Below are 23,245 nucleotides of genomic sequence, written 5' to 3' on the forward strand. Positions count from 1 at the left end.
CGAATTTGGCGACCGAAACAGTGCCCCGGCCAGGCACTCGGGAGAACGAAAGAATGAATCAGGAAATCGTCAATCTCTTCAATCCGCAGAACCAGCAGCAGAACTTCGATCAGATCCAGATCGGGATCTCGAGCCCGGAGAAAATCTACTCCTGGTCCTACGGTGAGATTAAGAAGCCTGAGACCATCAACTACCGCACCTTCAAGCCGGAGCGGGACGGGCTGTTTTGCGCCCGTATCTTCGGCCCGACCAAGGACTACGAGTGCCTGTGCGGCAAGTACAAGCGGATGAAGTACAAGGGCGTCATCTGCGAGAAGTGCGGCGTGGAAGTGACGCTCGCCAAGGTCCGGCGCGAGCGCATGGGGCATATCGAGCTGGCTGCGCCGGTGGCGCATATCTGGTTCCTGAAGTCGCTGCCCTCGCGCATCGGCTTGCTGCTCGACATGACGCTGAAGGATCTGGAGCGGGTTCTCTATTTCGAGAACTACATCGTTCTGGAGCCGGGTCTGACCACCTTGCAGCCGATGCAGCTTCTCACCGAGGAGCAGTATATCGAGGCGCAAGACGAATTCGGCGAGGACAGCTTCACCGCTGCGATCGGCGCCGAGGCGATCCGCGAGCTTCTGAAGAATCTCGATCTGGAGAAGACCGCAGCCGAGCTTCGCGAGGAGATCGCCGAGACGACCTCCGAGCTGAAGCCGAAGAAGCTCGCCAAGCGTCTGAAAGTGGTCGAGGCCTTCATCCAGTCGGGCAACCGTCCGGAGTGGATGATCCTCACCGTGGTTCCGGTGATCCCGCCGGAGCTGCGACCGCTGGTGCCGCTGGATGGCGGCCGCTTCGCGACCTCGGATCTGAACGATCTCTATCGCCGCGTCATCAACCGTAACAACCGTCTGAAGCGGCTTATGGAGCTTCGCGCGCCGGATATCATCATCCGGAACGAGAAGCGCATGCTGCAGGAGGCGGTCGATGCGCTGTTCGATAATGGCCGCCGCGGCCGCGTCATCACCGGCGCCAATAAGCGTCCGCTGAAGTCGCTGTCCGACATGCTGAAGGGCAAGCAGGGCCGGTTCCGTCAGAACCTGCTCGGCAAGCGCGTCGACTATTCGGGCCGTTCGGTCATCGTGGTCGGCCCGGATCTGAAGCTGCATCAGTGCGGCCTGCCGAAGAAGATGGCGCTGGAGCTGTTCAAGCCGTTCATCTATTCGCGGCTCGACGCCAAGGGCCATGCCTCCACGGTGAAGCAGGCGAAGAAGCTGGTCGAAAAGGAGAAGCCGGAAGTCTGGGATATCCTGGACGAGGTGATCCGCGAGCATCCGGTGCTGCTGAACCGCGCGCCGACGCTGCACCGTCTCGGCATTCAGGCCTTTGAGCCCACCCTGGTCGAAGGTAAGGCGATTCAGTTGCATCCGCTGGTCTGCGCGGCGTTCAACGCCGACTTCGACGGCGACCAGATGGCGGTCCATGTGCCGCTCTCCCTGGAAGCGCAGCTCGAGGCGCGCGTGCTGATGATGTCGACCAACAACATCCTGCACCCGGCCAACGGCTCGCCGATCATCGTGCCGTCCCAGGATATCGTCCTCGGTCTCTACTATCTGTCGCTCGAGGCGGATAACGAGCCGGGCGAGGGGATGATGTTCGGCTCGGTGGCCGAGATCCAGCACGCGCTGGATGCCAAGGTCGTCACGCTGCACACCAAGATCAAAGGCCGCTTCACCGGCGTGGACGAGGACGGTAACGAGCATACCGCGATCTACGACACGACGCCCGGACGCATGCTGCTCGGCGAGCTTCTGCCGAAGCGTTCGGCGACCGGCTTCGACCTGATCAACCGTCTGCTGACCAAGAAGGACATCTCCCACATGATCGACGTGGTCTATCGCCACTGCGGTCAGAAGGAGACGGTCATCTTCTGCGACAAGATCATGGGTCTGGGCTTCGCCTATGCCTGCCGGGCGGGTATCTCCTTCGGCAAGGATGACATGCTCATTCCGGAGACCAAGGAAGACATCGTCAGCAAGACCTCCGATCTCGTGCTGGAATACGAAGCCCAGTACAATGACGGTCTGATCACCCGGGGCGAGAAGTACAACAAGGTGGTCGACACCTGGACCGAGTGCACCGAGACGGTCGCCAAGGAGATGATGAAGCGTATCTCCGCGGTGCAGATCGACGAGGAGACCGGACGCCAGAAGCCGATCAACTCGATCTACATGATGTCTCATTCGGGTGCGCGTGGTTCGCCCGCCCAGATGAAGCAGCTTGCCGGTATGCGCGGTCTGATGACCAAGCCGTCGGGCGAGATCATCGAGACGCCGATCATCTCCAACTTTAAGGAGGGGCTGTCGGTTCTCGAGTACTTCAACTCGACCCACGGTGCCCGTAAGGGCCTGGCCGACACCGCGCTGAAGACCGCCAACTCCGGTTATCTGACCCGGCGTCTGGTGGACGTGGCGCAGGACTGCATCGTCACCGAGACGGATTGCGGGACCGAAGAGGGCATCACCACCCGTGCGGTGGTGGATTCCGGCGAGGTCACCGTGACGCTGGGCGCCCGTGCGCTCGGCCGCACCGTGCTGGACGATGTGAAGGATCCGGCCACCGGCGAGATCATCGTCAAGAAGGGCCAGCTGATCGAAGAGGAGCAGGTCGAGGCGATCGAGAATTCGAACGTCCAGGAGATCCGCATCCGCTCGGCGCTGACCTGCGAGACCCGCAACGGCATCTGCGCCGCGTGCTACGGCCGCGACCTGGCCCGCGGTACGCCGGTCAATATGGGCGAGGCGGTCGGCGTTATCGCCGCTCAGTCCATCGGCGAGCCGGGCACCCAGCTCACCATGCGTACCTTCCACTTGGGCGGTGTGGCGAGCTCGAAGGTCATCGACCAGTCCTCGCTTGAGGCCAGCTATGACGGCACGGTCAAGATCAAGCAGAAGAACGTGGTCACCGACTCGCAAGGGCGCCACATGGTCATGAGCCGGAACACGGTCTTGTCGATCATCGACGAGGACGGCAACGAGCGCGCCGTGCACCGCGTGCCTTACGGTACGCATCTGCGCGTCGACGACGGTCAGAAGGTCAAGCGCGGCGAGCGCATGGCGGAGTGGGATCCTTATACCCGCCCGCTGATGACCGAGATCGAAGGCGTTGTCGACTTCGAGGATCTGGTGGAAGGCGTTTCGGTGTCCGAGCAGCGGGACGAGTCGACCGGTATCACCTCGACCGTGATCATCGACTGGCGTGCTAGCCCTCGCGGTTCGGACCTGCGTCCGGCCGTGGTGATCAAGGACAAGAAGGGCGAGATCCTCAAGCTGCCGCGCGGCGGCGAGGCCCGTTACCTTCTTCCGGTCGACGGCATTATGTCGGTCGCTCCGGGCAGCGAGGTGAAGGGCGGCGACGTGCTGGCCCGTATCCCGATGGAGAGTGCCAAGACGCGCGACATCACCGGCGGTCTGCCGCGGGTGGCGGAGCTGTTCGAGGCGCGGCGTCCGAAGGATCACGCTATCATCGCCGAGGTCTCCGGTATCGTGGAATTCGGCCGCGACTATAAGAACAAGCGGCGGGTCACCATCCATCCCGACGAGGGAGCGGATCCGGTGGAATTCCTGATCCCCAAAGGCCGTCACCTTTCGGTGCAGGACGGCGACCGGATCGAGAAGGGCGAATACCTGCTCGACGGTCATCCGGCACCGCACGACATCCTTGCCATTAAGGGTGTCGAGGAGCTGGCCAACTACCTGGTGAACGAGATCCAGGAGGTCTACCGGCTGCAGGGCGTGACCATCAACGATAAGCATATCGAGGTGATCGTCCGGCAGATGCTCGGCAAGATGGAGATTCAGGATCCGGGCGATACGGAGTTCCTGAAGGGCGAGCAGGTGGACCGGCTCGATTTCGACGATGCCAATGCGGAGGCGGTCGCGGCGGGCAAGCAGCCGGCCACCGGTCAGCATGTCCTGCTCGGCATCACCAAGGCGAGCCTGCAGACGCGCTCCTTCATCTCGGCGGCCTCCTTCCAGGAGACCACCCGCGTCCTCACCGACGCGGCGGTCAACGGCAAGGTCGATACGCTGGAAGGGCTGAAGGAGAACGTCATCGTCGGCCGGCTGATTCCGGCGGGTACCGGCGGTATGCTGGGCCGGCTGAAGAAGGTGGCCAGCCATCGCGACGATCTGATCGCCGAGGAGCGTGCCAAGGTTTCTGCCGAGCAGCTGGAAACCGCCGGCGGCGAGCCGGAAGAGAGTCAGGAAGAATCGGTCTAGGGCCGAATCTCTCTTTCTCTTCTGACGAATCTGAGGTCCGGCCGAGGGTGAAATCCCGGCCGGACCTTGTCGTTTCACCCCCTTTTTGGGGGCGAGGATGGGCCCTTGGACAGGGCAGGGGCGTTTTGGGGAAAATAGTCGCCCTAAGGCGCAGTTTTCCGCGGCTTCGCTCTTGACGATGCAAGAAACCGCCTGATACAAGGCGCGGACTTCAACGGCAGGTCGTAACCGTAAAGCCAAAGCGAAAAACGTGGCGGCGGGTTAAACGCTGGCGGATCAACCGGATCAAATTCGGGTTCATGATCTTGAGGCTCAGCCTTGAGATCCTCTGGTAAAGGGGGCTGGAGCGAGCGCTGACGCGCACTTCGGCTCTTATGTTTTGGGCGCTAAGGCCCCCATTCGCGTTGGGCTTGGTGCCCGCATTTGGTTTTCGGGCGAAAGCCCATATTGGAACGATCGGTAAAGGCGAACATGCCCACGATTCAGCAGCTTATCCGCAAGCCGCGCCAGAAGGTGCTGAAGCGGAATAAAGTCCCTGCGATGCAGGCCTGCCCGCAGAAGCGAGGCGTCTGCACCCGCGTTTACACGACGACCCCGAAGAAGCCGAACTCGGCGCTTCGTAAGGTTGCGCGCGTGCGTCTGACCAATGGGCTCGAAGTGACGAGCTACATTCCGGGCGAGGGGCATAACCTGCAGGAGCACTCGGTGGTGATGATCCGCGGTGGACGCGTGAAGGACCTTCCGGGTGTGCGTTATCACATTATCCGCGGCGTGCTCGACACCCAGGGTGTCGCCGACCGTCGTCAGCGCCGTTCGAAATACGGCGCCAAGCGTCCGAAGTAAGGAACTAGGCCATGTCCCGGCGGCATAGAGCAGAAAAGCGCGAGATCATCCCCGATCCGAAATTCGGGGACATCATCCTCACCAAGTTCATGAATTCGATCATGCAGGAGGGGAAGAAGTCCGCAGCTGAGACCATCGTTTACGGCGCTTTGGACGCCGTCGAGGAAAAGACCAAGCAGAACCCGGTGGAACTGTTCCATCAGGCGCTGCAGAACGTGATGCCGGCGCTGGAGGTTCGCTCCCGCCGTGTCGGTGGCGCGACGTATCAGGTGCCGATCGAGGTGCGGGCCGATCGCCGTCAGGCGCTGGCCATCCGCTGGATCATCGCCTCCGCCCGCGCCCGCAACGAGAACACCATGGTCGAGCGCCTCTCTGGAGAGCTGCTCGATGCCGCGAACAATCGCGGCAACGCCGTCAAGAAGCGTGAGGACACGCATCGCATGGCCGATGCCAACCGCGCCTTCTCTCATTATCGCTGGTAAGCAGCTTTAAGGATTATTCGTCATGGGACGCGAGACCCCGCTCAAGGACTACCGCAACATCGGGATTATGGCGCATATCGACGCCGGTAAGACCACGACGACGGAGCGGATCCTGTATTACACGGGCCGGAGCCATAAGATTGGCGAGGTTCATGACGGCGCTGCAACCATGGACTGGATGGAGCAGGAGCAGGAGCGCGGCATCACCATCACGTCCGCCGCGACGACTGCCTTCTGGAAAGACAAGCGCGTCAACATCATCGACACCCCCGGCCACGTGGACTTCACCATCGAGGTGGAGCGTTCGCTCCGCGTGCTCGACGGTGCGGTGGCACTGCTTGACGCCAACCAGGGTGTGGAGCCGCAGACCGAGACGGTGTGGCGCCAGGCCGACAAGTATCACGTGCCGCGCATGATCTTCGTCAACAAGATGGACAAGATCGGCGCCGACTTCTTCAACTCCGTGAAGACCGTCAAGGAGCGCCTCGGCGCCAATCCGATCGTGCTGCAGCTGCCGATCGGTGCCGAGAACGACTTCAAGGGCATTGTCGACCTGGTCGCTATGAATGCGGTGATCTGGAACGACGAGACTCTCGGCGCTTCGTTCGACGTGGTCGATATCCCGGCCGATCTGGCCGATCAGGCTGCCGAATATCGCGAGGCGATGATCGAGCAGGCGGTGGAGCTCGACGAGGCCGCTATGGAGGCCTATCTGGAGGGTAACGAGCCCGACACCGATACGCTGAAAGCGCTGATCCGCAAGGGCACGGTCAATCTCGACTTCGTGCCGGTGCTGTGCGGCTCCGCCTTTAAGAATAAGGGTGTGCAGACGCTGCTCGACGCGGTGATCGACTATCTGCCTTCGCCGGAAGATGTGCCGCCGATCAAGGGCATCGACGTGAAGACCGGCGAAGAGGTGAGCCGCAAGTGCTCCGACGATGTGCCGCTCGCCATGCTTGCCTTCAAGGTGATGAACGATCCCTTCGTCGGCTCGCTGACCTTCTGCCGCATCTATTCCGGTGTGGTGGAGACCGGCGGCAACGTGCTGAACACGGTCAAGGAAAGCCGCGAGCGCATCGGCCGTATGCTGCAGATGCACTCCAACAGCCGCGAGGACATCAAAGAGGCTTATGCCGGCGACATCGTCGCTCTGGCGGGTCTGAAGGATGTGACCACCGGCGACACGCTTTGCGATCCGATGAGCCCTGTGATCCTGGAGCGGATGGAGTTCCCGGAGCCGGTGATCGAGGTTGCCGTGGAGCCCAAGACCAAGGGCGACCAGGAGAAGCTGGGTCTGGCGCTGAACCGCCTGGCGCAGGAGGATCCCTCGTTCCGCGTGTCCGTGGATCACGAATCCGGTCAGACCCTGATCAAGGGCATGGGCGAGCTTCATCTCGACATCATCGTCGACCGGCTTCGCCGCGAGTTCAAAGTGGACGCCAATGTCGGCGCCCCGCAGGTTGCCTATCGCGAGACGCTGACCAAGCCGACCGATGTCGACTACACCCACAAGAAGCAGACCGGCGGTTCGGGCCAGTTTGCGCGGGTGAAGATCACCGTCGAGCCGGCCGAGGCGGGCGAGGGCTTCGTGTTCGAGAACACCGTCGTTGGCGGCAATATCCCGAAGGAATACATCCCGGGTGTCGAGAAGGGCGTTCGTAGCGTTATGGATGCGGGCATCATCGCCGGCTTCCCGATCCTCGACGTCAAGGTGACGCTGACGGATGGCGCCTATCACGATGTGGACTCGAGCGTCATGGCCTTTGAGATCGCCGGCCGTGCCGCTTTCCGCGAGGCTTCTCAGAAAGCCGCGCCGAAGCTCCTCGAGCCGATCATGCGGGTCGAGGTGGTGACGCCGGAAGAATATGTCGGCGGCATTATCGGCGATCTTACCAGCCGGCGTGGCCAGGTGCGGGGACAGGAGCCCCGGGGCATCGCGACTGTCGTCAATGCGATGGTGCCGCTGGCCAACATGTTCGGCTATGTGAACACGCTGCGCTCCATGAGCCAGGGGCGGGCCCAGTTCACCATGCAGTTCGACCATTATGCGCAGGTGCCGCAGCAGGTCGCTGACGAGGTTCAGGCGAAGTTCGCGTAAGCGGGTTCGTCGCGGAGAAGAGTTAGGCGGTACGCCGCCAGATGTTTTGCTTCTTTTGTAGAAGGATGGAGAGCCAGGATGGCTAAGGAAAAATTTTCGCGGGCCAAGCCCCATTGTAACATCGGGACGATCGGTCACGTCGATCACGGCAAGACGACCCTGACGGCTGCGATCACCAAGGTTCTGGCCGAGACCGGCGGTGCGACCTTCACCGCCTACGATCAGATCGACAAGGCGCCGGAAGAGAAGGCGCGCGGCATCACCATCTCCACCGCTCACGTGGAGTATGAGACCGAAAACCGTCACTACGCCCACGTCGACTGCCCGGGCCACGCCGACTATGTGAAGAACATGATCACCGGCGCGGCGCAGATGGACGGCGCCATCCTGGTGGTGTCCGCTGCCGACGGCCCCATGCCGCAGACCCGCGAGCACATCCTGCTCGCCCGTCAGGTCGGTGTGCCGGCTCTGGTGGTGTTCCTGAACAAGGTCGACCAGGTCGACGATCCGGAGCTTCTGGAGCTCGTCGAGCTCGAGGTTCGCGAGCTGCTCTCCAGCTACGAGTTCCCGGGTGACGACATTCCGATCGTTTCCGGTTCGGCTCTGGCCGCCGTCGAGGGCAACAACCCTGAAATCGGCGCTGAGAAGATCCTCGAGCTGATGCAGGCCGTGGACTCCTACATCCCGCAGCCCGAGCGTCCGAAGGATCAGCCCTTCCTGATGCCGATCGAGGACGTGTTCTCGATCTCCGGTCGCGGTACCGTGGTGACCGGCCGTATCGAGCGCGGCGTCGTCAAGGTGGGTGAGGAAGTCGAGATCGTCGGTATCAAGCCGACCAGCAAGACGACCGTCACCGGCGTTGAGATGTTCCGCAAGCTGCTGGATCAAGGTGAGGCCGGCGACAATGTGGGTTGCCTGCTGCGCGGTATCGAGCGCGAGGGTGTCGAGCGCGGCCAGGTGCTGTGCAAGCCCGGCTCGATCACGCCGCACACGAAGTTCAAGGCCGAGGCCTACATTCTCACCAAGGAAGAGGGTGGCCGCCATACGCCGTTCTTCACCAACTACCGTCCGCAGTTCTACTTCCGCACCACCGACGTGACCGGTGTGGTCGAGCTGCCGGAAGGCACCGAGATGGTGATGCCGGGCGACAACTGCGCCATGACCGTTGAGCTGATCGTGCCGATCGCCATGGAGGAGAAGCTTCGCTTCGCCATCCGTGAGGGCGGCCGGACCGTCGGCGCCGGTGTGGTGTCGTCGATCATCGAGTAACGAGGAATGCGGCACGGCGCGCCGCCTGATGCGGCGCGCCTGTCTTTTCTGGGACCATTGGGATGCAAAGCCAGAACATCAGAATTCGGCTCAAGGCCTTCGACCATCGCATCCTGGATGCGTCGACGAAGGAGATCGTGAATACGGCGAAGCGCACGGGCGCTGAGGTGCGGGGCCCGATCCCGCTGCCGACGCGGATCGAGAAGTTCACCGTGAACCGGTCGCCGCATATCGACAAGAAGAGCCGCGAGCAGTTCGAGATGCGCACGCATAAGCGCTTGCTCGATATCGTGGACCCGACCCCGCAGACCGTCGATGCTTTGATGAAGCTCGATCTGGCAGCCGGTGTCGATGTTGAGATCAAGCTCTAGAGCTTTAACTAGGGCGTTCGAGGAATTAGATCGATGCGATCAGGTGTCATCGCACAGAAGGTCGGCATGACCAGGATCTTCACCGAGGCGGGAGAACATATCCCGGTCACGGTGTTGAAGCTGGACAACTGTCAGGTTGTCGGTCAGCGGACTTCTGAGAAAAACGGCTATACGGCGCTGCAACTCGGTGCCGGTCTTGCCAAGGCCAAGCGTCTGTCCAAGGCGCAGCGGGGGCAGTTTGCCGCCGTCGAGGTGGAGCCCAAGCGGCGCATGGCCGAGTTCCGGGTGAGCCCTGAGAACTTGATCGATGTGGGCGCGGAGTTCACCGCCGACCATTTCGTCGAAGGCCAGTTCGTGGATGTCTCTGGCACCTCGATCGGCAAGGGCTTTGCTGGCGGCATGAAGCGGCACGGCTTTGGCGGTCTTCGCGCCTCGCACGGCGTGTCGATCAGCCATCGTAGCCACGGTTCGACCGGTAACAGCCAGGATCCGGGCAAGGTCTTCAAAGGCAAGAAGATGGCCGGCCATATGGGTGACGTGAAGGTCACCACGCAGAACCTCAAGGTCGTTCGGACCGATGTGGAGCGTGGCCTGATCATGGTCTCCGGTGCGGTTCCGGGCGCCAAGGGCGGCTGGGTGCTTCTGTCCGATGCGGTGAAGCGTTCGCTGCCGGACGAGGCTCCGAAGCCGGGCGCATTCAAGCCGGCCAACGGCGCAAGCCCGAAGGCTGAGGCCAAGGCCGAGCCGGAAGCTGACAGTGCCGAGGCTGCGGCCCCGGCAGAAGGCGGGAGCGAAGAGTAATGCAGGCGAACGTAACCACGCTCGACGCCAAGAAGGCGGGCACGGTCGATCTTTCCGATGCCGTGTTCGGTCTCGAGCCGCGCGAGGACATTTTGCATCGCATGGTGCGCTATCAGCTCGCCAAGCGGCGCGCCGGCACCCGTTCGGTGCAGGACCGCTCGGAGGTTTCGGCCACCGGCGCCAAGATGTTCCGCCAGAAAGGCACCGGCAACGCCCGTCACGGCAGCCGCCGGGTCAACCTGTTCCGCGGCGGCGGCAAGGCTTTCGGGCCGAAGCCCCGCAGCCATGCCTTCGACCTTCCCAAGAAGGTCCGGGCTCTGGCTCTGAAGCACGCCCTGTCGGCCAAGGCCAAGACGGGCGCGCTGGTGGTGCTGGACAAATGTGAGGTGAAGGCGCCGAAGACCAAGGAGCTGAAAGACAGCTTCGAAAAGCTGGGTCTGGGTTCGGTGCTGGTTGTCGACGGAAACGAGGTGCAGCTGGCATTTGCCCAGGCGGCACGCAATCTGCCGGGCGTGGATGTGCTCCCGGTTCAGGGCATCAACGTCTACGACATCCTTCGCCACGACAAGCTGGTGCTGACGAAAGCGGCGCTGGAAGCTTTGGAGGAGCGTCTCAAATGAACCAAGCTTCCATGTACGACGTGATCCTGTCGCCGGTGATCACCGAGAAGTCCACGGCGGCTTCCGAATTCAACCAGGTGGTGTTCAAGGTTCGCAAGGACGCCACCAAGGATCAGATCAAGAAGGCGGTCGAAAAGCTCTTCGACGTGAAGGTGGTCGGTGTCAACACGACTATCCGGAAGGGCAAGACCAAGCGGTTCCGCGGTGTGCCGGGACGGCAGAACGCCATGAAGAAAGCGATCGTGCGTCTTGCCGAAGGCGAGCGCATCGACGTGACGACGGGAATTTAGGACCATGGCCCTTAAGACGTTCAAACCCAGGACTTCGAGCCAGCGTCAGCTGGTGCTCGTCGACCGCCGCGGCCTGTGGAAGGGTAAGCCCGTCAAGGCGCTGACCGAAGGTCTGCCGAAGAAGGGCGGCCGCAACAATTACGGCCGCGTCTCGGCTTGGCATCGTGGCGGCGGACATAAGCGCAGCTATCGCCGGATCGATTTCAAGCGTCGTAAGTTCGGCGTGCCGGCCCTCGTGGAGCGGATCGAATACGATCCCAACCGCACGGCTTTCATCGCGCTGCTGAAATACGAAGATGGCGAGCAGGCCTATATCCTGGCGCCGCAGCGTCTGGCCGAGGGCGACACGGTGATTGCCGATGCCAAGGTCGACGTGAAGCCGGGCAATGCGATGCCGCTTGCTTCCATGCCGATCGGCACCATCGTCCACAATGTGGAGATGAAGGAAGGCAAGGGCGGTCAGATTGCCCGCGCCGCCGGCACCTATGTGCAGCTTGTCGGCCGGGACGGCGACTACGCCATCATCCGGCTGAACTCGGGAGAGACCCGCATGGTCCGTGCCGCCTGCATGGCGACGGTCGGCGCGGTGTCCAACCCGGACAATTCGAATACCAATCTCGGCAAAGCGGGCCGGAGCCGTTGGCTCGGGCGCAGGCCTACGGTCCGCGGCGTGGTGATGAACCCCCACGACCACCCGCATGGTGGTGGTGAGGGCCGCACCTCCGGCGGCCGGCATCCGGTGACCCCTTGGGGCAAGTCCACCAAGGGCAAGCGGACCCGGAGCAACAAGGAGAGCGATAAGTTCATCCTGCGCAGCCGGCACATGAAGAAGAAGCGAGGGTAAAGGCCGTGGCACGTTCGGTTTGGAAAGGTCCGTTCGTCGACGGATACCTGTTGAAGAAGGCGGAGAAGGCGCGGGACAGCGGCTCGAGCGCGGTGATCAAGATGTGGTCGCGCCGTTCGACGATCCTGCCGCAGTTCGTCGGTCTGACCTTCGGTGTCCATAACGGGCAGAAGCATATTCCGGTTCTCGTTACCGAGGACATGGTGGGTCACAAATTCGGCGAGTTCGCCCCGACCAGGACCTATTTCGGTCATTCGGCGGACCGCAAGGCGAGAAGGAAGTAAGCGATGGGTAAGCCGCATCGCGAGCGTAAACTGGCGGAGAACGAGGCGCAGGCGGTCACCCGTCTGCTGCGCGTCAGCCCGCAGAAGCTGAATCTGCTTGCCCAGCTGATCCGGGGCAAGAAGGTGGACCGCGCGCTCGCCGATCTCGAATTTTCGCGCAAGCGCATCGCTCAGGACGTCAAGAAGACGCTGCAGTCGGCGATTGCGAATGCCGAGAACAATCACGATCTCGACGTGGATTCGCTGGTCGTCAAAGAGGCCTATGTCGGCAAGGGGCTGGTGATGAAACGCATCAAGCCGCGTGCCCGTGGCCGGGCGGCGCGTATCTTGAAGCCGTTCGCGCAGATCACCGTTGTCGTGCGCCAAGCTGAGGACGCTGCTTAATGGGACAGAAAATCAACCCGATCGGGCTCCGGCTCGGCGTCAACCGCACCTGGGATTCCCGCTGGTTCGCATCCGGCGACGAATATGCCCGTCTGCTGCACGAAGACATCAAGATGCGCGAGCATATCTTGAAGTCCCGCAAGCAGGCCGGCATTTCCAAGGTCGTGATCGAGCGCCCGCATAAGAAGTGCCGTGTGACCATTCACACCGCGCGTCCGGGTATCCTGATCGGCAAGAAGGGCACCGATATCGACAAGCTTCGCAAGGAGCTGTCCGCGCTGACCGACTCCGAGGTTCACGTGAACATCGTGGAGATCCGGAAGCCCGAGATCGATGCCAATCTGGTGGCCGAGAATATTGCCCAGCAGCTGGAGCGCCGTGTGGCCTTCCGCCGGGCGATGAAGCGGTCGGTGCAGTCGACCATGCGCATGGGCGCGCTGGGCATCCGCATCAACTGCTCCGGCCGTCTCGGCGGCTCCGAGATTGCACGTATGGAATGGTACCGCGAAGGCCGTGTGCCGCTGCATACGCTACGCGCCGATATCGATTACGGCACCGCGCTGGCGCGCACCGCCTATGGGATCATCGGCATCAAGGTTTGGATCTTCAAGGGCGAGATCATGGATCACGACCCGATGGCGCAGGAAACCCGCGCGATGGACGCCCAGGAGGGTGGCCGGTCTGGCGGTTCCCGCCGGGACAACGCGCCGGCCCGGGCGTAACGGGCGAAAGGCTGAATTACGATGCTGCAACCGAAGCGTACGAAATACCGCAAGGCCCATAAGGGCCGCATTCACGGCGTCGCCACGGGCGGGGTCAGCCTGAACTTCGGCACCTATGGGCTGAAGGCACAGGAGCCCGCTCGCATCACGGCGCGGCAGATCGAGGCTGCACGTCGTGCCATGACCCGCCAGATGAAGCGCGCCGGCCGCGTGTGGATCCGTATCTTCCCGGATACGCCGATCTCCAAGAAGCCGACCGAAGTGCGCATGGGTAAGGGTAAGGGTTCGCCGGAATATTGGGCGGCCAAGGTGAAGCCAGGCCGTGTGATGTTCGAGATCGACGGCGTGAACGATGCTGTGGCGCGCGAGGCGCTGCGTCTGGCGGCTGCCAAGCTGCCGCTGAAGACCCGCGTCGTGGCGCGCGTCGAAGGTTAGGTGAGGATAGAAGTTATGAAGCCGGTCGAGATTCGCGACATGACGGCCGACCAGCTCGACGACGAGCTGATCAAGCTGAAGAAAGAGCAGTTCAACCTGCGCTTCCAGGCTGCGTCCGGCCAGTTGGAGAACACGGCGCGGATGCGGCAAGTGCGCCGGGATATCGCTCGCATCAAAACGATTGCGAGCGAGAAGACCGCCGCCGCGAAAGCTTAAGGACGAAGAAGATGCCGAAGCGAATTCTGCAAGGTGTCGTGGTGAGCGACAAAAACGACAAGACCGTCGTGGTGAAGGTGGAGCGTCGCTTCACGCATCCGCTGCTGCGCAAGACGGTGCGCCGGTCGAAGAACTATCAGGCCCATGACGAGGGCAATGAATACAAGATCGGCGATATCGTTCGCATCGAGGAATGCGCGCCGATTTCGAAGCATAAGAGTTGGGCCGTTCTGCCCCGCGGGGCCTCGGCGTAGGTAGGCGTTTCGAGAAGGATCAAGTTCGATGATTCAGATGCAGTCAAATCTCGATGTCGCCGACAACTCCGGTGCGAGGCGCGTCCAGTGCATCAAGGTGCTGGGCGGATCGAAGCGGAAATACGCTTCGATCGGCGACACGATCGTGGTCAGCGTGAAGGAAGCGATCCCGCGCGGCCGTGTGAAGAAGGGCCAGGTGATGCGGGCCATCGTGGTGCGTACCGCCAAGGGTGTGCGCCGTGCCGATGGCAGCTTGATCCGTTTCGACCGCAATGCGGCGGTGTTGGTGAATGCGCAGGGTGAGCCGGTGGGTACCCGTATTTTCGGCCCGGTCACCCGCGAGCTTCGCGCCAAGAAGCACATGAAGATTGTCAGCTTGGCGCCGGAGGTTCTGTAGCGATGGCGACGAAGATGAAAATCCGCAAGGGCGACAAGGTCGTCGTCACTTCCGGTAAGGACAAGGGCAAGAAGGGCGAGGTGCTGCGCGTGATCCCGTCGGAGAACCGCGCGGTGGTGCAGGGCGTGGCGATGATGCGCAAGCATCAGCGTCAGACCCCGTCCGAGGAAGGCGGTATCGTCGCCAAAGAGGCGCCGATCCACGTTTCCAACCTTGCGATCGAGGATCCGAAGGACGGCGAGCCGACCCGGGTTGGATACAAGTTTTTGAAAGACGGGCGCAAAGTTCGCTTCGCGAAGCGCTCGGGCGAGGTCATCGATGGCTGATAACGGTTATACGCCGCGCCTGAAAGAGCATTACAACGCGGTGCTCAAGGGCGAGCTGGTCAAGGAATTCGGCTACCAGAATCCGATGCAGGTGCCCCGGCTCGAGAAGATCGTGCTGAATATGGGTGTCGGCGAGGCGGTTGCCGATTCGAAGAAGGTCAACTCGGCTGCGGCCGACCTGTCGCAGATCGCCGGCCAGAAGCCGGTGGTGACCCGGGCGCGCAAATCCATCGCCGGCTTCAAGCTGCGCGAAGGTATGCCGGTCGGCGCCAAGGTGACCCTTCGCAAGGCCCGTATGTATGAGTTCCTGGATCGCCTGGTGAATATCGCGCTGCCGCGTGTGCGCGACTTCCGCGGGCTCAATCCGAAGAGCTTCGACGGCCGTGGCAACTACGCCATGGGTCTGAAGGAGCACATCATCTTCCCTGAGATCGACTACGACAAGGTCGACGAGATCCGGGGTCTGGACATCATCGTCTGCACGACGGCGGCGAGCGACGACGAAGCGCGCGCGCTGCTGAAGGGCTTCAACTTTCCGTTCCGTGGGTAAGGCTAGCGAGAGCCTGCTCTCGAAGGAGGAATGAATGGCAAAGACCAGCATGGTTGAGCGGGATAAGAAACGCCGCCGCTTGGCTAAAGAGTACAACACGCGCCGGACGCGTCTGAAGCAGATCGCTTCGGACCGCAGCCTTCCGGCCGAAGAGCGCTTCGCGGCGCGGCTCAAGCTCGCCGAGCTGCCGCGCAATGCTTCGCCGGTGCGGATTCACAACCGTTGCGAGGTTACGGGGCGTCCGCGCGGGTATTACCGCAAGCTGAAACTGTCGCGCATCATGTTGCGGGAGCTGGGCAGCAATGGCCTAATCCCGGGCATGGTGAAGTCGAGCTGGTAGGGGACCGGTCCATGAGCATCAACGATCCCTTGGGCGATATGCTGACCCGCATCCGGAACGCGCTTCTGCGCAACAAGTCCCGGGTGACGACGCCGACCTCCAAGCTGCGCCAGCATGTTCTCGACGTGCTGGTCGAGGAGGGGTATATCCGCGGGTATTCGGAAGTCGAGTACGGCACGGGCCATTCGGAGTTCGATATCGAGCTCAAATACTTCGACGGCGAGCCGGTGATTAAAGAGATCAAGCGGGTCTCCACGCCGGGCCGGCGAGTGTATTCCTCGGTGCGGGATCTTCCGACTGTCGCAAACGGTCTCGGTGTCGCGATTCTGTCTACGCCGAAGGGCGTGATGTCGGACTCGCGTGCACGCAACGAGAATGTCGGCGGCGAGATTCTCTGCAACATATTCTAGACACGAATTTTGGACGAAGAACCATGTCGCGTATCGGCAAAAGACCAGTGAGCATCCCGAGCGGCGTCACCGCCACGCTGGATGGCCAGGCGCTTTCGGTGAAAGGGCCCAAGGGCGAGCTCTCGCATGTGCTCGTCGACGATGTCCTCGCGAAGCTGGAAGACGGCGCATTGACCGTCACCCCGCGCGACGACTCGAAGCGCGCCCAGGCTATGTGGGGCATGTCGCGCACGATCGTCGCCAATTTGGTGGCCGGCGTGACCGAGGGCTTCACCAAGAAGCTGGAGATCACCGGCGTCGGCTACCGTGCCGCAGTGCAGGGCCAGGCTCTGCAGCTCAATCTCGGGTTCAGCCACGACGTCGCCTATCCGATTCCGGAAGGCATCCAGATTCAGTGCCCGAAGCCGACCGAGATCGTGGTCACGGGCATCGACAAGCAGCAGGTTGGACAGGTTGCGGCGGAGATTCGCGCGTACCGGCCGCCGGAGCCCTATAAGGGCAAGGGCGTTCGCTACGAGAACGAATACATCTTCCGCAAAGAAGGTAAGAAGAAGTAGCCATGAGCGGGACTTCGAGCAAATTCGACAAGCGTGCACGCCGGGTGCGTCAGACGCTGAAGCGGGCTTCCACGGGGCGGCCGCGGCTTTCGGTGTTCCGTTCCTCGCAGCATATTTATGCCCAGGTGATCGACGATGCGGAGGGCAAGACCATGGCCGCCGCGTCCAGCCTGGATAAGGATCTGAAGGGCTCTCTCAAGAAGGGCAGCGACGTTTCGGCGGCAGAGGCCGTCGGCAAGCTGGTTGCCGAGAGAGCGGTTAAGGCAGGTGTCAAGGACGTGGTCTTCGATCGCGGCGGCTATCTTTATCATGGCCGCGTGAAAGCGCTCGCAGACGCCGCCCGCGAAGCCGGCCTGAATTTCTAGGTTTAAAGAAAGGGTCTAAGACGTGGCACGAGGTCCTCAATCACGCGGTCCGCAGGGGCGCGATCGCGATGACCGCGACAACGAGTTTGTCGACAAGCTCGTCCATATCAACCGCGTCGCCAAGGTGGTGAAGGGCGGTCGTCGCTTCGGTTTCGCAGCCCTGGTCGTCGTCGGCGATCAGAAGGGCCGGGTCGGTTTCGGCCACGGCAAGGCGCGCGAAGTGCCCGAGGCGATCCGCAAGGCCACCGAGTCCGCCAAGCGGACCATGGTGCGCGTTCCTCTGCGCGAGGGACGGACGCTGCATCACGACGTCGCCGGCCATCACGGCGCGGGCAAGGTCGTGCTGCGTGCAGCGCCTCCCGGCACCGGCATCATCGCCGGCGGTCCGATGCGCGCCGTGTTCGAGACCTTGGGGATCCAGGATGTGGTGGCCAAGTCGGTCGGCACCTCCAACCCGTACAACATGATCCGGGCGACCTTCGATGCCCTGACCCGCGAAGACAGCCCCCGTGGCGTCGCCGCGCGGCGCGGCAAGAAGGTGTCGGAGATCGTTTCTCGCCGGCGCGACGAGGCCAGCGAGGGCGCTCCGGCGGAAGCTTAAGCGCTGAATTAGAAAGACAGGTTGGTCGAGATGGCCGAGAAGAAGAACACCGTGACCGTGGAGCAGATCGGCAGCCCGATCCGCCGCCCGGCTGTCCAGCGCCAGACCCTGATCGGGCTGGGGCTGAACAAGATGCACCGGCGCCGGACCCTGGAGGATACGCCCCAGGTCCGCGGCATGATCGCCAAGGTGAGCCACCTGGTGCGCGTGGTCGAGGACGAGCCGAAGGCGTAAGGCCTTAAAGGCGTGAAGGACTGAAACGATGCGACTGAACGAACTCAAAGACCGTCCGGGTGCGACCCACGCCAAGAAGCGTGTCGGGCGCGGGCCGGGTTCGGGCCTTGCCAAGACCTCCGGTCACGGCATCAAGGGTCAGAAATCCCGCTCCGGCGTGGCCATCAAGGGCTTCGAGGGCGGTCAGATGCCGCTCGACCGGCGTCTGCCGAAGCGCGGATTCAACAATATCTTCGCCAAGCGCTATAACGAGATCAATCTCGGCCGGGTGCAGGGCGCCATCGATGAAGGCAAGCTGGACGGCAAGAAGCCGGTGACGGCGGAAGCGCTGAAAGAGGCGGGTCTAATCCGCCGCCTGCATGACGGCGTGCGTCTGCTCGGCAATGGCGAGCTGAAGGCTAAGGTCAGCTTCGAGGTTGCCGGCGCAACCAAGAGCGCGATCAAGGCGGTGGAAGCCGCCGGCGGCAGCGTCACGGTGAAGGCTCTGGCCAAGCCGGAAGCAAAGACCAAAGAGATGGGCGCGAAGCCTGCGAAGAAAGCCGCGAAGGCGGCCAAGGATGATAGTGGCGCCGACGAGGCTAAGGCTTCCGGCGACGCGTCCAAGAAAGACGATTAAGGCCGGCGTGACGCATTAAGCGGTCCCTGGCCGCTTTCGTCGCGGGAAGGGAACGACCGCTCATGGCTTCTGCTGCTGAACAGCTTGTCTCGAATCTGAATTTCGCGGCCTTTGCCAAGGCCGACGAGCTGAAGAAGCGCATCTGGTTCACACTGGGTGCGCTTCTGGTCTACCGGCTCGGCACTTACATCCCGATTCCGGGTGTGAACCCGCAGGCTCTGGCGGATCTGTTCCAGCAGAACCAGTCCGGCATTCTCGGCATGTTCAACATGTTCTCCGGCGGCGCCGTGGGACGTATGGCGATCTTCGCCTTGAACATCATGCCGTATATCTCGGCCTCGATTATCATCCAGCTCCTGACCACGGTCTCGCCGCATCTTGAGCAGCTCAAGAAGGAAGGCGAACAGGGCAGGCGCCAGATCAACCAATATACCCGCTACGGCACGGTGATCCTGGCGGCGCTGCAGGGCTACGGCATCGCCGTGGGTCTGGAGGGCGCCGGCAATGCGGTGATCGATCCGGGCATGTTCTTCCGCATGACCACGGTGATCACCCTGGTCGGCGGCACCGTGTTCCTGATGTGGCTCGGCGAGCAGATCACCGCCCGCGGCGTCGGCAACGGTATCTCGCTGATCATCTTCGCCGGCATCGTCGCGCAGCTGCCGCACGCCGTCGCCGGCACGCTGGAGCTCGGCCGGGAAGGGGCGCTGTCGACCACGCTGATCCTCGCCATCCTGGTGATGGCGGTGGTGGTGATCGGCGTCATCGTCTTCATGGAGCGGGCGCAGCGCCGGCTTCTGGTGCAGTATCCGAAGCGCCAGGTGGGCAACCGCATGTTCCAGGGCGATGCCTCGCATCTGCCGCTGAAGCTGAACAGCGCCGGCGTGATCCCGCCGATCTTCGCCTCCTCGCTGCTGCTGCTGCCGATCACGGTGGCCAACTTCTCCGCTGGCCAAGGACCGGAATGGCTGACCACGATCACCACGGCTCTGGGCCGCGGCGCGCCGCTGCATATCGTGATCTATGTTGCGCTGATCGTGTTCTTCGCCTTCTTCTACACGGCGGTGGTGTTCAACCCGCAGGAGACGGCCGAGAATCTGAAGAAGTATGGCGGCTTCATTCCCGGCATCCGTCCCGGCGAGCGCACGGCCGAATATATCGACTACGTGCTGACCCGGATCACGGTGGTGGGCGCGATCTATCTCGCCGCGGTCTGCGTGCTGCCTGAGATCCTGATCGCCTATGCGGGCGTGCCATTCTATTTCGGCGGCACATCGCTGCTCATCGTGGTCAGTGTGACCATGGATACGGTGGCCCAGGTGCAGAGCCATTTGCTCGCCCATCAATATGAAGGCCTCATCAAGAAGGCGAAGCTCCGCGGGGCGCGCCGCAGATGAACCTGATCCTCGTCGGACCGCCCGGTGCCGGTAAGGGGACGCAGGCGGCGAAAATCGTGGAACAGCGCCACATGGTGCAGCTTTCTACCGGCGACATGCTGCGGGCGGCCGTGAAGGCCGGCACGCCGCTCGGCCAGGAGGCCGAGAAGATCATGGCGCGGGGCGAGCTGGTGCCGGACGATCTGGTGATCGGGCTGATCTCGGAGCGGATGGACGAAGGCAACGATGCCGGCTACATCCTCGACGGGTTTCCGCGCACCATTCCGCAGGCCGAGGCGCTGGACAAGCTGATGGCCGAGCGCGGCGATCAGGTGGACGTCGTGATCGAGATGGCGGTGGACGACGATAAGCTGGTTCAGCGTATCACCGGCCGCTTTGCCTGCGCCAAATGCGGTGAGGGCTATCACGACGAGTTCAAGCAGCCCAAGGTCGCCGGCGTTTGCGACCGCTGCGGATCGACGGAATTTGTGCGCCGCAAGGACGACACCGAAGAGGTGGTCCGGTCGCGGCTGAAGGCGTATCACGAGCAGACCGAGCCGCTGGTCGCCTTCTACAAGAAACAAGGGAAATTGCGTGAGGTCGATGGCATGGCCGATATCGACCAGGTGCAAGAAGAGATCGGCAAGGTGCTTGATGGCGTCGCTGACAAGGTAAACACGTAGTAAGCGCAAAGCTGATGTTGACCTTGTCAAGCGGAATCGTTAGAAGTGCCTCGATCCATCGCTGGAGAAGAGCCACCGATCCTGGGGTATCACCGTAGCCCGGATCGGTCTTTCTGTGCTTCACCGGAATTTTTAGCTTTGATTACAACACGCTGGGGCGTGTTCGAGGAGACAGCTTCGTGGCCCGAATTGCAGGTGTGAACATCCCGACCAATAAGCGGGTTGAGATCGCGCTCACATATATCCATGGCATCGGCGATACCTTTGCCCAGGAAATTTGCGCGAAGACGAGTATTCCGCGGGAGCGGCGTGTGAATGAGCTGACCGATGCCGAGGTCAGCCAAATTCGCGAAGTGATCGACCGCGACTATGTCGTGGAGGGCGATCTGCGGCGCGAAGTTGCAATGAATATCAAGCGGTTGATGGATCTCGGCTGCTATCGCGGGCTGCGCCATCGGCGCGGTCTTCCGGTGCGCGGTCAGCGGACCAGCACCAATGCGCGGACGCGTAAAGGGCCGGCCAAGCCGATCGCCGGCAAGAAGAAGTAACGAGGCCTTGATCGGGCGCTGATGACGCTTATTTCCGTCTTAGCGGCCCGAAGCATGCGGGATTTAAAGAATGGCTAGAGAAAAGACGCGTCTTCGCCGCCGCGAAAAGAAGAACATCACATCGGGCGTGGCCCATGTGCATGCGAGCTTCAACAACACCATGATCACCATCACCGATGCGCAGGGCAATGCCATCTCGTGGTCTTCGGCCGGTGCCATGGGGTTCAAGGGTTCGCGTAAGTCGACTCCTTATGCCGCCCAGGTGGCCGCCGAGGATGCTGGCCGCAAGGCGGCCGATCACGGCATGAAGAATCTCGAGGTTGAAGTGCGCGGTCCCGGCTCGGGCCGTGAATCGGCTCTGCGGGCGCTTCAGGCCGCTGGCTTCACGGTGACCTCGATCCGCGATGTGACGCCGATCCCGCATAACGGTTGCCGGCCGCGGAAGCGCCGCCGGGTCTAACGCCACGGGCGTTTGCTTAGGCGGTTTTGGCGCCGGTCCCGGACCGGGCGCCTGATATTTTGATCAAGAAAGGGCCTCCCAGGTGCTGCACAAGAACTGGCAAGATCTTATCAAGCCCACGAAGCTGGAAATCATTCCGGGCCGCGACCCCAACCGTTTCGCTATGGTGGTTGCAGAGCCTCTGGAACGCGGCTTCGGCGTGACGCTGGGCAATGCGCTTCGTCGCGTCTTGCTTTCCTCGCTTCAGGGCGCCGCCGTCACCTCGGTGCATATCGACGGCGTGCTGCACGAGTTTTCCTCGATCCCCGGTGTGCGCGAGGACGTGACCAACATCGTTCTCAACATCAAGGAGATCGCGGTCCGCCAGCATTCCGAAGGCATCAAGCGGATGATGCTGAAGAAGGAAGGGCCGGGCGTGGCCACGGCCGGCGATATCGAGACCGGCGCCGATGTGGAGATTCTCAATCCCGACCACGTGATCTGCACGCTGGATGACGGCGCCTCGATCCGCATGGAGTTCACCACCTCGGTGGGCAAGGGCTATGTTCAGGCCGAGCGCAACCGTCCCGACGATGCGCCGATCGGCTTCATCCCGGTGGATTCGCTGTTCAGCCCGGTGCGCAAGGTCTCCTACAAGGTCGAGCATACCCGCGAGGGGCAGATCCTCGACTACGACAAGCTGACCATGGACGTTCAGACCAACGGCTCGGTGAAGCCGGAGGATGCCGTGGCGCTGGCCGCCCGCATCCTGCAGGATCAGCTTTCGGTGTTCGTCAATTTCGAGGAGCCGAAGAAGGAGCAGACCCTGGAGCACCCGCCGGAGCTGGTGTTCAACGCGGCGCTGCTGAAGAAGGTGGACGAGCTGGAGCTGTCGGTGCGTTCGGCCAACTGCCTGAAGAACGACAACATCGTCTATATCGGCGACCTGATTCAGAAGACCGAGGCGGAGATGCTGCGCACGCCGAATTTCGGCCGCAAGTCGCTGAACGAGATCAAGGAAGTACTCGCCGGCATGGGCCTGCATCTGGGCATGGAAGTGCCGGATTGGCCGCCGGAGAATATCGAAGAGCTGGCCAAGCGCTTCGAGGACCATTACTAGGAACGGCTTTTCCGGCCTAACCCGCCGGAGCAAAGAAGAAGGGCGGGGCGGAAAGCGCCGCAAGGGAGTTAAAAGAGATGCGCCATCGTAAAGCCGGCCGGAGGCTCAATCGCACGGTCAGTCACCGCAAGGCGCTGTTCGGCAATATGGCGGCTGCTCTGATCAAGCATGAGCAGATCGTCACCACGCTGCCGAAAGCGAAAGAGCTGCGCCGTGTTGCGGACCGTCTGGTGACGCTCGCCAAGCGCGGCGACCTGCATGCCCGCCGCCAGGCGATTGCCAAGGTGCGCGACGAGGACATGGTCAAGAAGCTGTTCGAGGTGCTGGGCCCGCGCTATGCGGAGCGTCCGGGCGGCTATACCCGCGTGCTGAAGGCCGGTTTCCGCTACGGCGATTCGGCGCCGGTTGCGGTGATCGAGTTCGTCGATCGCGACGTGGAGGCCAAGGGGCAGGATTCCGGTCCGACCCAGGACTTCAGCGATGAAGAGGCCGCCGCGGCGTAAAGCCC

Annotated in this window: 32 protein-coding genes; all 32 read left to right on the forward strand. The window is 62.4% G+C overall.

Annotation, left to right across the window (positions count from 1 at the left end; genetic code table 11):
* Nucleotides 1–53 precede the first annotated feature (53 nt).
* The 32 genes from rpoC to rplQ all read left to right on the forward strand — a co-directional run bounded on the left by rpoC (nucleotide 54) and on the right by rplQ (nucleotide 23,240).
* Nucleotides 54–4,262, forward strand: coding sequence for a DNA-directed RNA polymerase subunit beta' (gene rpoC / locus HT051_RS07785; protein ID WP_174541511.1), 4,209 nt, complete (start codon nucleotides 54–56; stop codon nucleotides 4,260–4,262).
* A gap of 471 nt (nucleotides 4,263–4,733) precedes the next feature.
* A complete protein-coding gene (rpsL, locus tag HT051_RS07790) occupies nucleotides 4,734–5,105 on the forward strand; it encodes a 30S ribosomal protein S12 (protein WP_174541512.1) in 372 nt (123 codons plus the stop codon).
* 11 nt (nucleotides 5,106–5,116) lie between these two features.
* The gene (gene rpsG / locus HT051_RS07795; protein WP_174541513.1) at nucleotides 5,117–5,587 is read left to right on the forward strand and encodes a 30S ribosomal protein S7; all 471 of its coding nucleotides are present in this window, start codon (nucleotides 5,117–5,119) and stop codon (nucleotides 5,585–5,587) included.
* A gap of 22 nt (nucleotides 5,588–5,609) precedes the next feature.
* Nucleotides 5,610–7,685 carry an elongation factor G gene (fusA, locus tag HT051_RS07800; protein ID WP_174541514.1) on the forward strand — a complete coding sequence of 692 codons (2,076 nt, stop codon included), beginning with the start codon at nucleotides 5,610–5,612 and terminating at the stop codon, nucleotides 7,683–7,685.
* A 78-nt stretch (nucleotides 7,686–7,763) separates the two neighbouring features.
* Nucleotides 7,764–8,954 carry an elongation factor Tu gene (gene tuf, locus HT051_RS07805; RefSeq protein WP_174541515.1) on the forward strand — a complete coding sequence of 397 codons (1,191 nt, stop codon included), beginning with the start codon at nucleotides 7,764–7,766 and terminating at the stop codon, nucleotides 8,952–8,954.
* A 62-nt stretch (nucleotides 8,955–9,016) separates the two neighbouring features.
* Nucleotides 9,017–9,325, forward strand: a complete 309-nt coding sequence (gene rpsJ / locus HT051_RS07810) for a 30S ribosomal protein S10 (protein WP_069438070.1) — start codon at nucleotides 9,017–9,019, stop codon at nucleotides 9,323–9,325.
* Nucleotides 9,326–9,358: 33 nt separating this feature from the next.
* Nucleotides 9,359–10,126, forward strand: coding sequence for a 50S ribosomal protein L3 (gene rplC / locus HT051_RS07815; protein ID WP_174541516.1), 768 nt, complete (start codon nucleotides 9,359–9,361; stop codon nucleotides 10,124–10,126).
* Entirely contained in the window at nucleotides 10,126–10,746 is a 621-nt protein-coding gene (rplD, locus tag HT051_RS07820; protein WP_174541517.1) for a 50S ribosomal protein L4, read from the forward strand. The genes rplC and rplD overlap by 1 nt, the downstream gene beginning before the upstream one ends.
* Nucleotides 10,743–11,036: a 50S ribosomal protein L23 gene (locus tag HT051_RS07825; RefSeq protein ID WP_174541518.1), complete on the forward strand. Its 294-nt coding sequence runs from the start codon at nucleotides 10,743–10,745 to the stop codon at nucleotides 11,034–11,036. Before rplD ends, HT051_RS07825 begins: the two co-directional genes overlap by 4 nt.
* A 4-nt stretch (nucleotides 11,037–11,040) precedes the next feature.
* Nucleotides 11,041–11,880 carry a 50S ribosomal protein L2 gene (gene rplB / locus HT051_RS07830; RefSeq protein WP_174541519.1) on the forward strand — a complete coding sequence of 280 codons (840 nt, stop codon included), beginning with the start codon at nucleotides 11,041–11,043 and terminating at the stop codon, nucleotides 11,878–11,880.
* Between the two features lie 5 nt (nucleotides 11,881–11,885).
* Nucleotides 11,886–12,164, forward strand: coding sequence for a 30S ribosomal protein S19 (gene rpsS / locus HT051_RS07835; protein ID WP_174541520.1), 279 nt, complete (start codon nucleotides 11,886–11,888; stop codon nucleotides 12,162–12,164).
* A 3-nt stretch (nucleotides 12,165–12,167) separates the two neighbouring features.
* Entirely contained in the window at nucleotides 12,168–12,548 is a 381-nt protein-coding gene (gene rplV, locus HT051_RS07840; RefSeq protein ID WP_174541521.1) for a 50S ribosomal protein L22, read from the forward strand.
* On the forward strand, nucleotides 12,548–13,270 hold the full coding sequence (rpsC, locus tag HT051_RS07845) for a 30S ribosomal protein S3 (protein ID WP_174541522.1): 723 nt from the start codon (nucleotides 12,548–12,550) through the stop codon (nucleotides 13,268–13,270). The genes rplV and rpsC overlap by 1 nt, the downstream gene beginning before the upstream one ends.
* 21 nt (nucleotides 13,271–13,291) lie before the next feature.
* Entirely contained in the window at nucleotides 13,292–13,705 is a 414-nt protein-coding gene (rplP, locus tag HT051_RS07850) for a 50S ribosomal protein L16 (RefSeq protein ID WP_174541523.1), read from the forward strand.
* 15 nt (nucleotides 13,706–13,720) lie between these two features.
* A complete protein-coding gene (rpmC, locus tag HT051_RS07855) occupies nucleotides 13,721–13,921 on the forward strand; it encodes a 50S ribosomal protein L29 (protein ID WP_174541524.1) in 201 nt (66 codons plus the stop codon).
* Between the two features lie 11 nt (nucleotides 13,922–13,932).
* Nucleotides 13,933–14,175 (forward strand): 30S ribosomal protein S17, encoded by a 243-nt coding sequence (rpsQ, locus tag HT051_RS07860; RefSeq protein WP_174541525.1) that lies wholly within the window; start codon nucleotides 13,933–13,935, stop codon nucleotides 14,173–14,175.
* A 28-nt stretch (nucleotides 14,176–14,203) separates the two neighbouring features.
* Nucleotides 14,204–14,572: a 50S ribosomal protein L14 gene (gene rplN, locus HT051_RS07865; protein ID WP_174541526.1), complete on the forward strand. Its 369-nt coding sequence runs from the start codon at nucleotides 14,204–14,206 to the stop codon at nucleotides 14,570–14,572.
* Between the two features lie 2 nt (nucleotides 14,573–14,574).
* A complete protein-coding gene (rplX, locus tag HT051_RS07870; protein WP_208454293.1) occupies nucleotides 14,575–14,898 on the forward strand; it encodes a 50S ribosomal protein L24 in 324 nt (107 codons plus the stop codon).
* Nucleotides 14,891–15,448: a 50S ribosomal protein L5 gene (gene rplE, locus HT051_RS07875; RefSeq protein ID WP_174541527.1), complete on the forward strand. Its 558-nt coding sequence runs from the start codon at nucleotides 14,891–14,893 to the stop codon at nucleotides 15,446–15,448. The genes rplX and rplE overlap by 8 nt, the downstream gene beginning before the upstream one ends.
* A 34-nt stretch (nucleotides 15,449–15,482) precedes the next feature.
* Complete coding sequence (gene rpsN / locus HT051_RS07880; protein ID WP_174541528.1) at nucleotides 15,483–15,788, forward strand: 30S ribosomal protein S14; 306 nt, start codon at nucleotides 15,483–15,485, stop codon at nucleotides 15,786–15,788.
* A gap of 11 nt (nucleotides 15,789–15,799) precedes the next feature.
* Nucleotides 15,800–16,198, forward strand: coding sequence for a 30S ribosomal protein S8 (gene rpsH / locus HT051_RS07885; protein ID WP_174541529.1), 399 nt, complete (start codon nucleotides 15,800–15,802; stop codon nucleotides 16,196–16,198).
* Nucleotides 16,199–16,221: 23 nt separating this feature from the next.
* On the forward strand, nucleotides 16,222–16,755 hold the full coding sequence (rplF, locus tag HT051_RS07890; protein WP_174541530.1) for a 50S ribosomal protein L6: 534 nt from the start codon (nucleotides 16,222–16,224) through the stop codon (nucleotides 16,753–16,755).
* A 2-nt stretch (nucleotides 16,756–16,757) separates the two neighbouring features.
* The gene (gene rplR, locus HT051_RS07895; RefSeq protein WP_174541531.1) at nucleotides 16,758–17,120 is read left to right on the forward strand and encodes a 50S ribosomal protein L18; all 363 of its coding nucleotides are present in this window, start codon (nucleotides 16,758–16,760) and stop codon (nucleotides 17,118–17,120) included.
* Nucleotides 17,121–17,142: 22 nt separating this feature from the next.
* Nucleotides 17,143–17,721 (forward strand): 30S ribosomal protein S5, encoded by a 579-nt coding sequence (gene rpsE, locus HT051_RS07900; RefSeq protein ID WP_174541532.1) that lies wholly within the window; start codon nucleotides 17,143–17,145, stop codon nucleotides 17,719–17,721.
* Between the two features lie 30 nt (nucleotides 17,722–17,751).
* Nucleotides 17,752–17,955 carry a 50S ribosomal protein L30 gene (rpmD, locus tag HT051_RS07905; RefSeq protein ID WP_174541533.1) on the forward strand — a complete coding sequence of 68 codons (204 nt, stop codon included), beginning with the start codon at nucleotides 17,752–17,754 and terminating at the stop codon, nucleotides 17,953–17,955.
* Between the two features lie 28 nt (nucleotides 17,956–17,983).
* Entirely contained in the window at nucleotides 17,984–18,571 is a 588-nt protein-coding gene (rplO, locus tag HT051_RS07910; RefSeq protein WP_174541534.1) for a 50S ribosomal protein L15, read from the forward strand.
* A gap of 62 nt (nucleotides 18,572–18,633) precedes the next feature.
* On the forward strand, nucleotides 18,634–19,968 hold the full coding sequence (secY, locus tag HT051_RS07915) for a preprotein translocase subunit SecY (RefSeq protein WP_174541535.1): 1,335 nt from the start codon (nucleotides 18,634–18,636) through the stop codon (nucleotides 19,966–19,968).
* Nucleotides 19,965–20,630 (forward strand): adenylate kinase, encoded by a 666-nt coding sequence (locus tag HT051_RS07920; RefSeq protein ID WP_174541536.1) that lies wholly within the window; start codon nucleotides 19,965–19,967, stop codon nucleotides 20,628–20,630. The genes secY and HT051_RS07920 overlap by 4 nt, the downstream gene beginning before the upstream one ends.
* 179 nt (nucleotides 20,631–20,809) lie before the next feature.
* Nucleotides 20,810–21,178 (forward strand): 30S ribosomal protein S13, encoded by a 369-nt coding sequence (gene rpsM, locus HT051_RS07925; RefSeq protein ID WP_174541537.1) that lies wholly within the window; start codon nucleotides 20,810–20,812, stop codon nucleotides 21,176–21,178.
* A gap of 70 nt (nucleotides 21,179–21,248) precedes the next feature.
* Nucleotides 21,249–21,638 carry a 30S ribosomal protein S11 gene (gene rpsK / locus HT051_RS07930; protein WP_174541538.1) on the forward strand — a complete coding sequence of 130 codons (390 nt, stop codon included), beginning with the start codon at nucleotides 21,249–21,251 and terminating at the stop codon, nucleotides 21,636–21,638.
* A gap of 82 nt (nucleotides 21,639–21,720) precedes the next feature.
* Nucleotides 21,721–22,737 carry a DNA-directed RNA polymerase subunit alpha gene (locus HT051_RS07935; protein WP_174541539.1) on the forward strand — a complete coding sequence of 339 codons (1,017 nt, stop codon included), beginning with the start codon at nucleotides 21,721–21,723 and terminating at the stop codon, nucleotides 22,735–22,737.
* Between the two features lie 77 nt (nucleotides 22,738–22,814).
* Nucleotides 22,815–23,240, forward strand: a complete 426-nt coding sequence (gene rplQ, locus HT051_RS07940; RefSeq protein ID WP_174541540.1) for a 50S ribosomal protein L17 — start codon at nucleotides 22,815–22,817, stop codon at nucleotides 23,238–23,240.
* Nucleotides 23,241–23,245 lie beyond the last annotated feature (5 nt).

This window comes from Methyloligella sp. GL2, assembly GCF_013341275.1.
GTDB lineage: Bacteria > Pseudomonadota > Alphaproteobacteria > Rhizobiales > Methyloligellaceae > Methyloligella.

Coding starts and splice junctions, on each gene's coding strand:
- rplP (WP_174541523.1), top strand. CDS start 13,292: ATGCTGCAACCGAAGCGTACGAAATACCGCAAGGCCCATAAGGGCCGC.
- rplB (WP_174541519.1), top strand. CDS start 11,041: ATGGCCCTTAAGACGTTCAAACCCAGGACTTCGAGCCAGCGTCAGCTG.
- rpsH (WP_174541529.1), top strand. CDS start 15,800: ATGAGCATCAACGATCCCTTGGGCGATATGCTGACCCGCATCCGGAAC.
- rpmD (WP_174541533.1), top strand. CDS start 17,752: ATGGCCGAGAAGAAGAACACCGTGACCGTGGAGCAGATCGGCAGCCCG.
- rplD (WP_174541517.1), top strand. CDS start 10,126: ATGCAGGCGAACGTAACCACGCTCGACGCCAAGAAGGCGGGCACGGTC.
- tuf (WP_174541515.1), top strand. CDS start 7,764: ATGGCTAAGGAAAAATTTTCGCGGGCCAAGCCCCATTGTAACATCGGG.
- rplC (WP_174541516.1), top strand. CDS start 9,359: ATGCGATCAGGTGTCATCGCACAGAAGGTCGGCATGACCAGGATCTTC.
- rpsN (WP_174541528.1), top strand. CDS start 15,483: ATGGCAAAGACCAGCATGGTTGAGCGGGATAAGAAACGCCGCCGCTTG.
- rpsG (WP_174541513.1), top strand. CDS start 5,117: ATGTCCCGGCGGCATAGAGCAGAAAAGCGCGAGATCATCCCCGATCCG.
- rpsK (WP_174541538.1), top strand. CDS start 21,249: ATGGCTAGAGAAAAGACGCGTCTTCGCCGCCGCGAAAAGAAGAACATC.
- rpmC (WP_174541524.1), top strand. CDS start 13,721: ATGAAGCCGGTCGAGATTCGCGACATGACGGCCGACCAGCTCGACGAC.
- rplR (WP_174541531.1), top strand. CDS start 16,758: ATGAGCGGGACTTCGAGCAAATTCGACAAGCGTGCACGCCGGGTGCGT.
- rplN (WP_174541526.1), top strand. CDS start 14,204: ATGATTCAGATGCAGTCAAATCTCGATGTCGCCGACAACTCCGGTGCG.
- fusA (WP_174541514.1), top strand. CDS start 5,610: ATGGGACGCGAGACCCCGCTCAAGGACTACCGCAACATCGGGATTATG.
- rpsQ (WP_174541525.1), top strand. CDS start 13,933: ATGCCGAAGCGAATTCTGCAAGGTGTCGTGGTGAGCGACAAAAACGAC.
- rpsJ (WP_069438070.1), top strand. CDS start 9,017: ATGCAAAGCCAGAACATCAGAATTCGGCTCAAGGCCTTCGACCATCGC.
- rplV (WP_174541521.1), top strand. CDS start 12,168: ATGGGTAAGCCGCATCGCGAGCGTAAACTGGCGGAGAACGAGGCGCAG.
- rplO (WP_174541534.1), top strand. CDS start 17,984: ATGCGACTGAACGAACTCAAAGACCGTCCGGGTGCGACCCACGCCAAG.
- rplQ (WP_174541540.1), top strand. CDS start 22,815: ATGCGCCATCGTAAAGCCGGCCGGAGGCTCAATCGCACGGTCAGTCAC.
- HT051_RS07825 (WP_174541518.1), top strand. CDS start 10,743: ATGAACCAAGCTTCCATGTACGACGTGATCCTGTCGCCGGTGATCACC.
- secY (WP_174541535.1), top strand. CDS start 18,634: ATGGCTTCTGCTGCTGAACAGCTTGTCTCGAATCTGAATTTCGCGGCC.
- rplX (WP_208454293.1), top strand. CDS start 14,575: ATGGCGACGAAGATGAAAATCCGCAAGGGCGACAAGGTCGTCGTCACT.
- rpsC (WP_174541522.1), top strand. CDS start 12,548: ATGGGACAGAAAATCAACCCGATCGGGCTCCGGCTCGGCGTCAACCGC.
- rpoC (WP_174541511.1), top strand. CDS start 54: ATGAATCAGGAAATCGTCAATCTCTTCAATCCGCAGAACCAGCAGCAG.
- rplE (WP_174541527.1), top strand. CDS start 14,891: ATGGCTGATAACGGTTATACGCCGCGCCTGAAAGAGCATTACAACGCG.
- rplF (WP_174541530.1), top strand. CDS start 16,222: ATGTCGCGTATCGGCAAAAGACCAGTGAGCATCCCGAGCGGCGTCACC.
- HT051_RS07920 (WP_174541536.1), top strand. CDS start 19,965: ATGAACCTGATCCTCGTCGGACCGCCCGGTGCCGGTAAGGGGACGCAG.
- rpsL (WP_174541512.1), top strand. CDS start 4,734: ATGCCCACGATTCAGCAGCTTATCCGCAAGCCGCGCCAGAAGGTGCTG.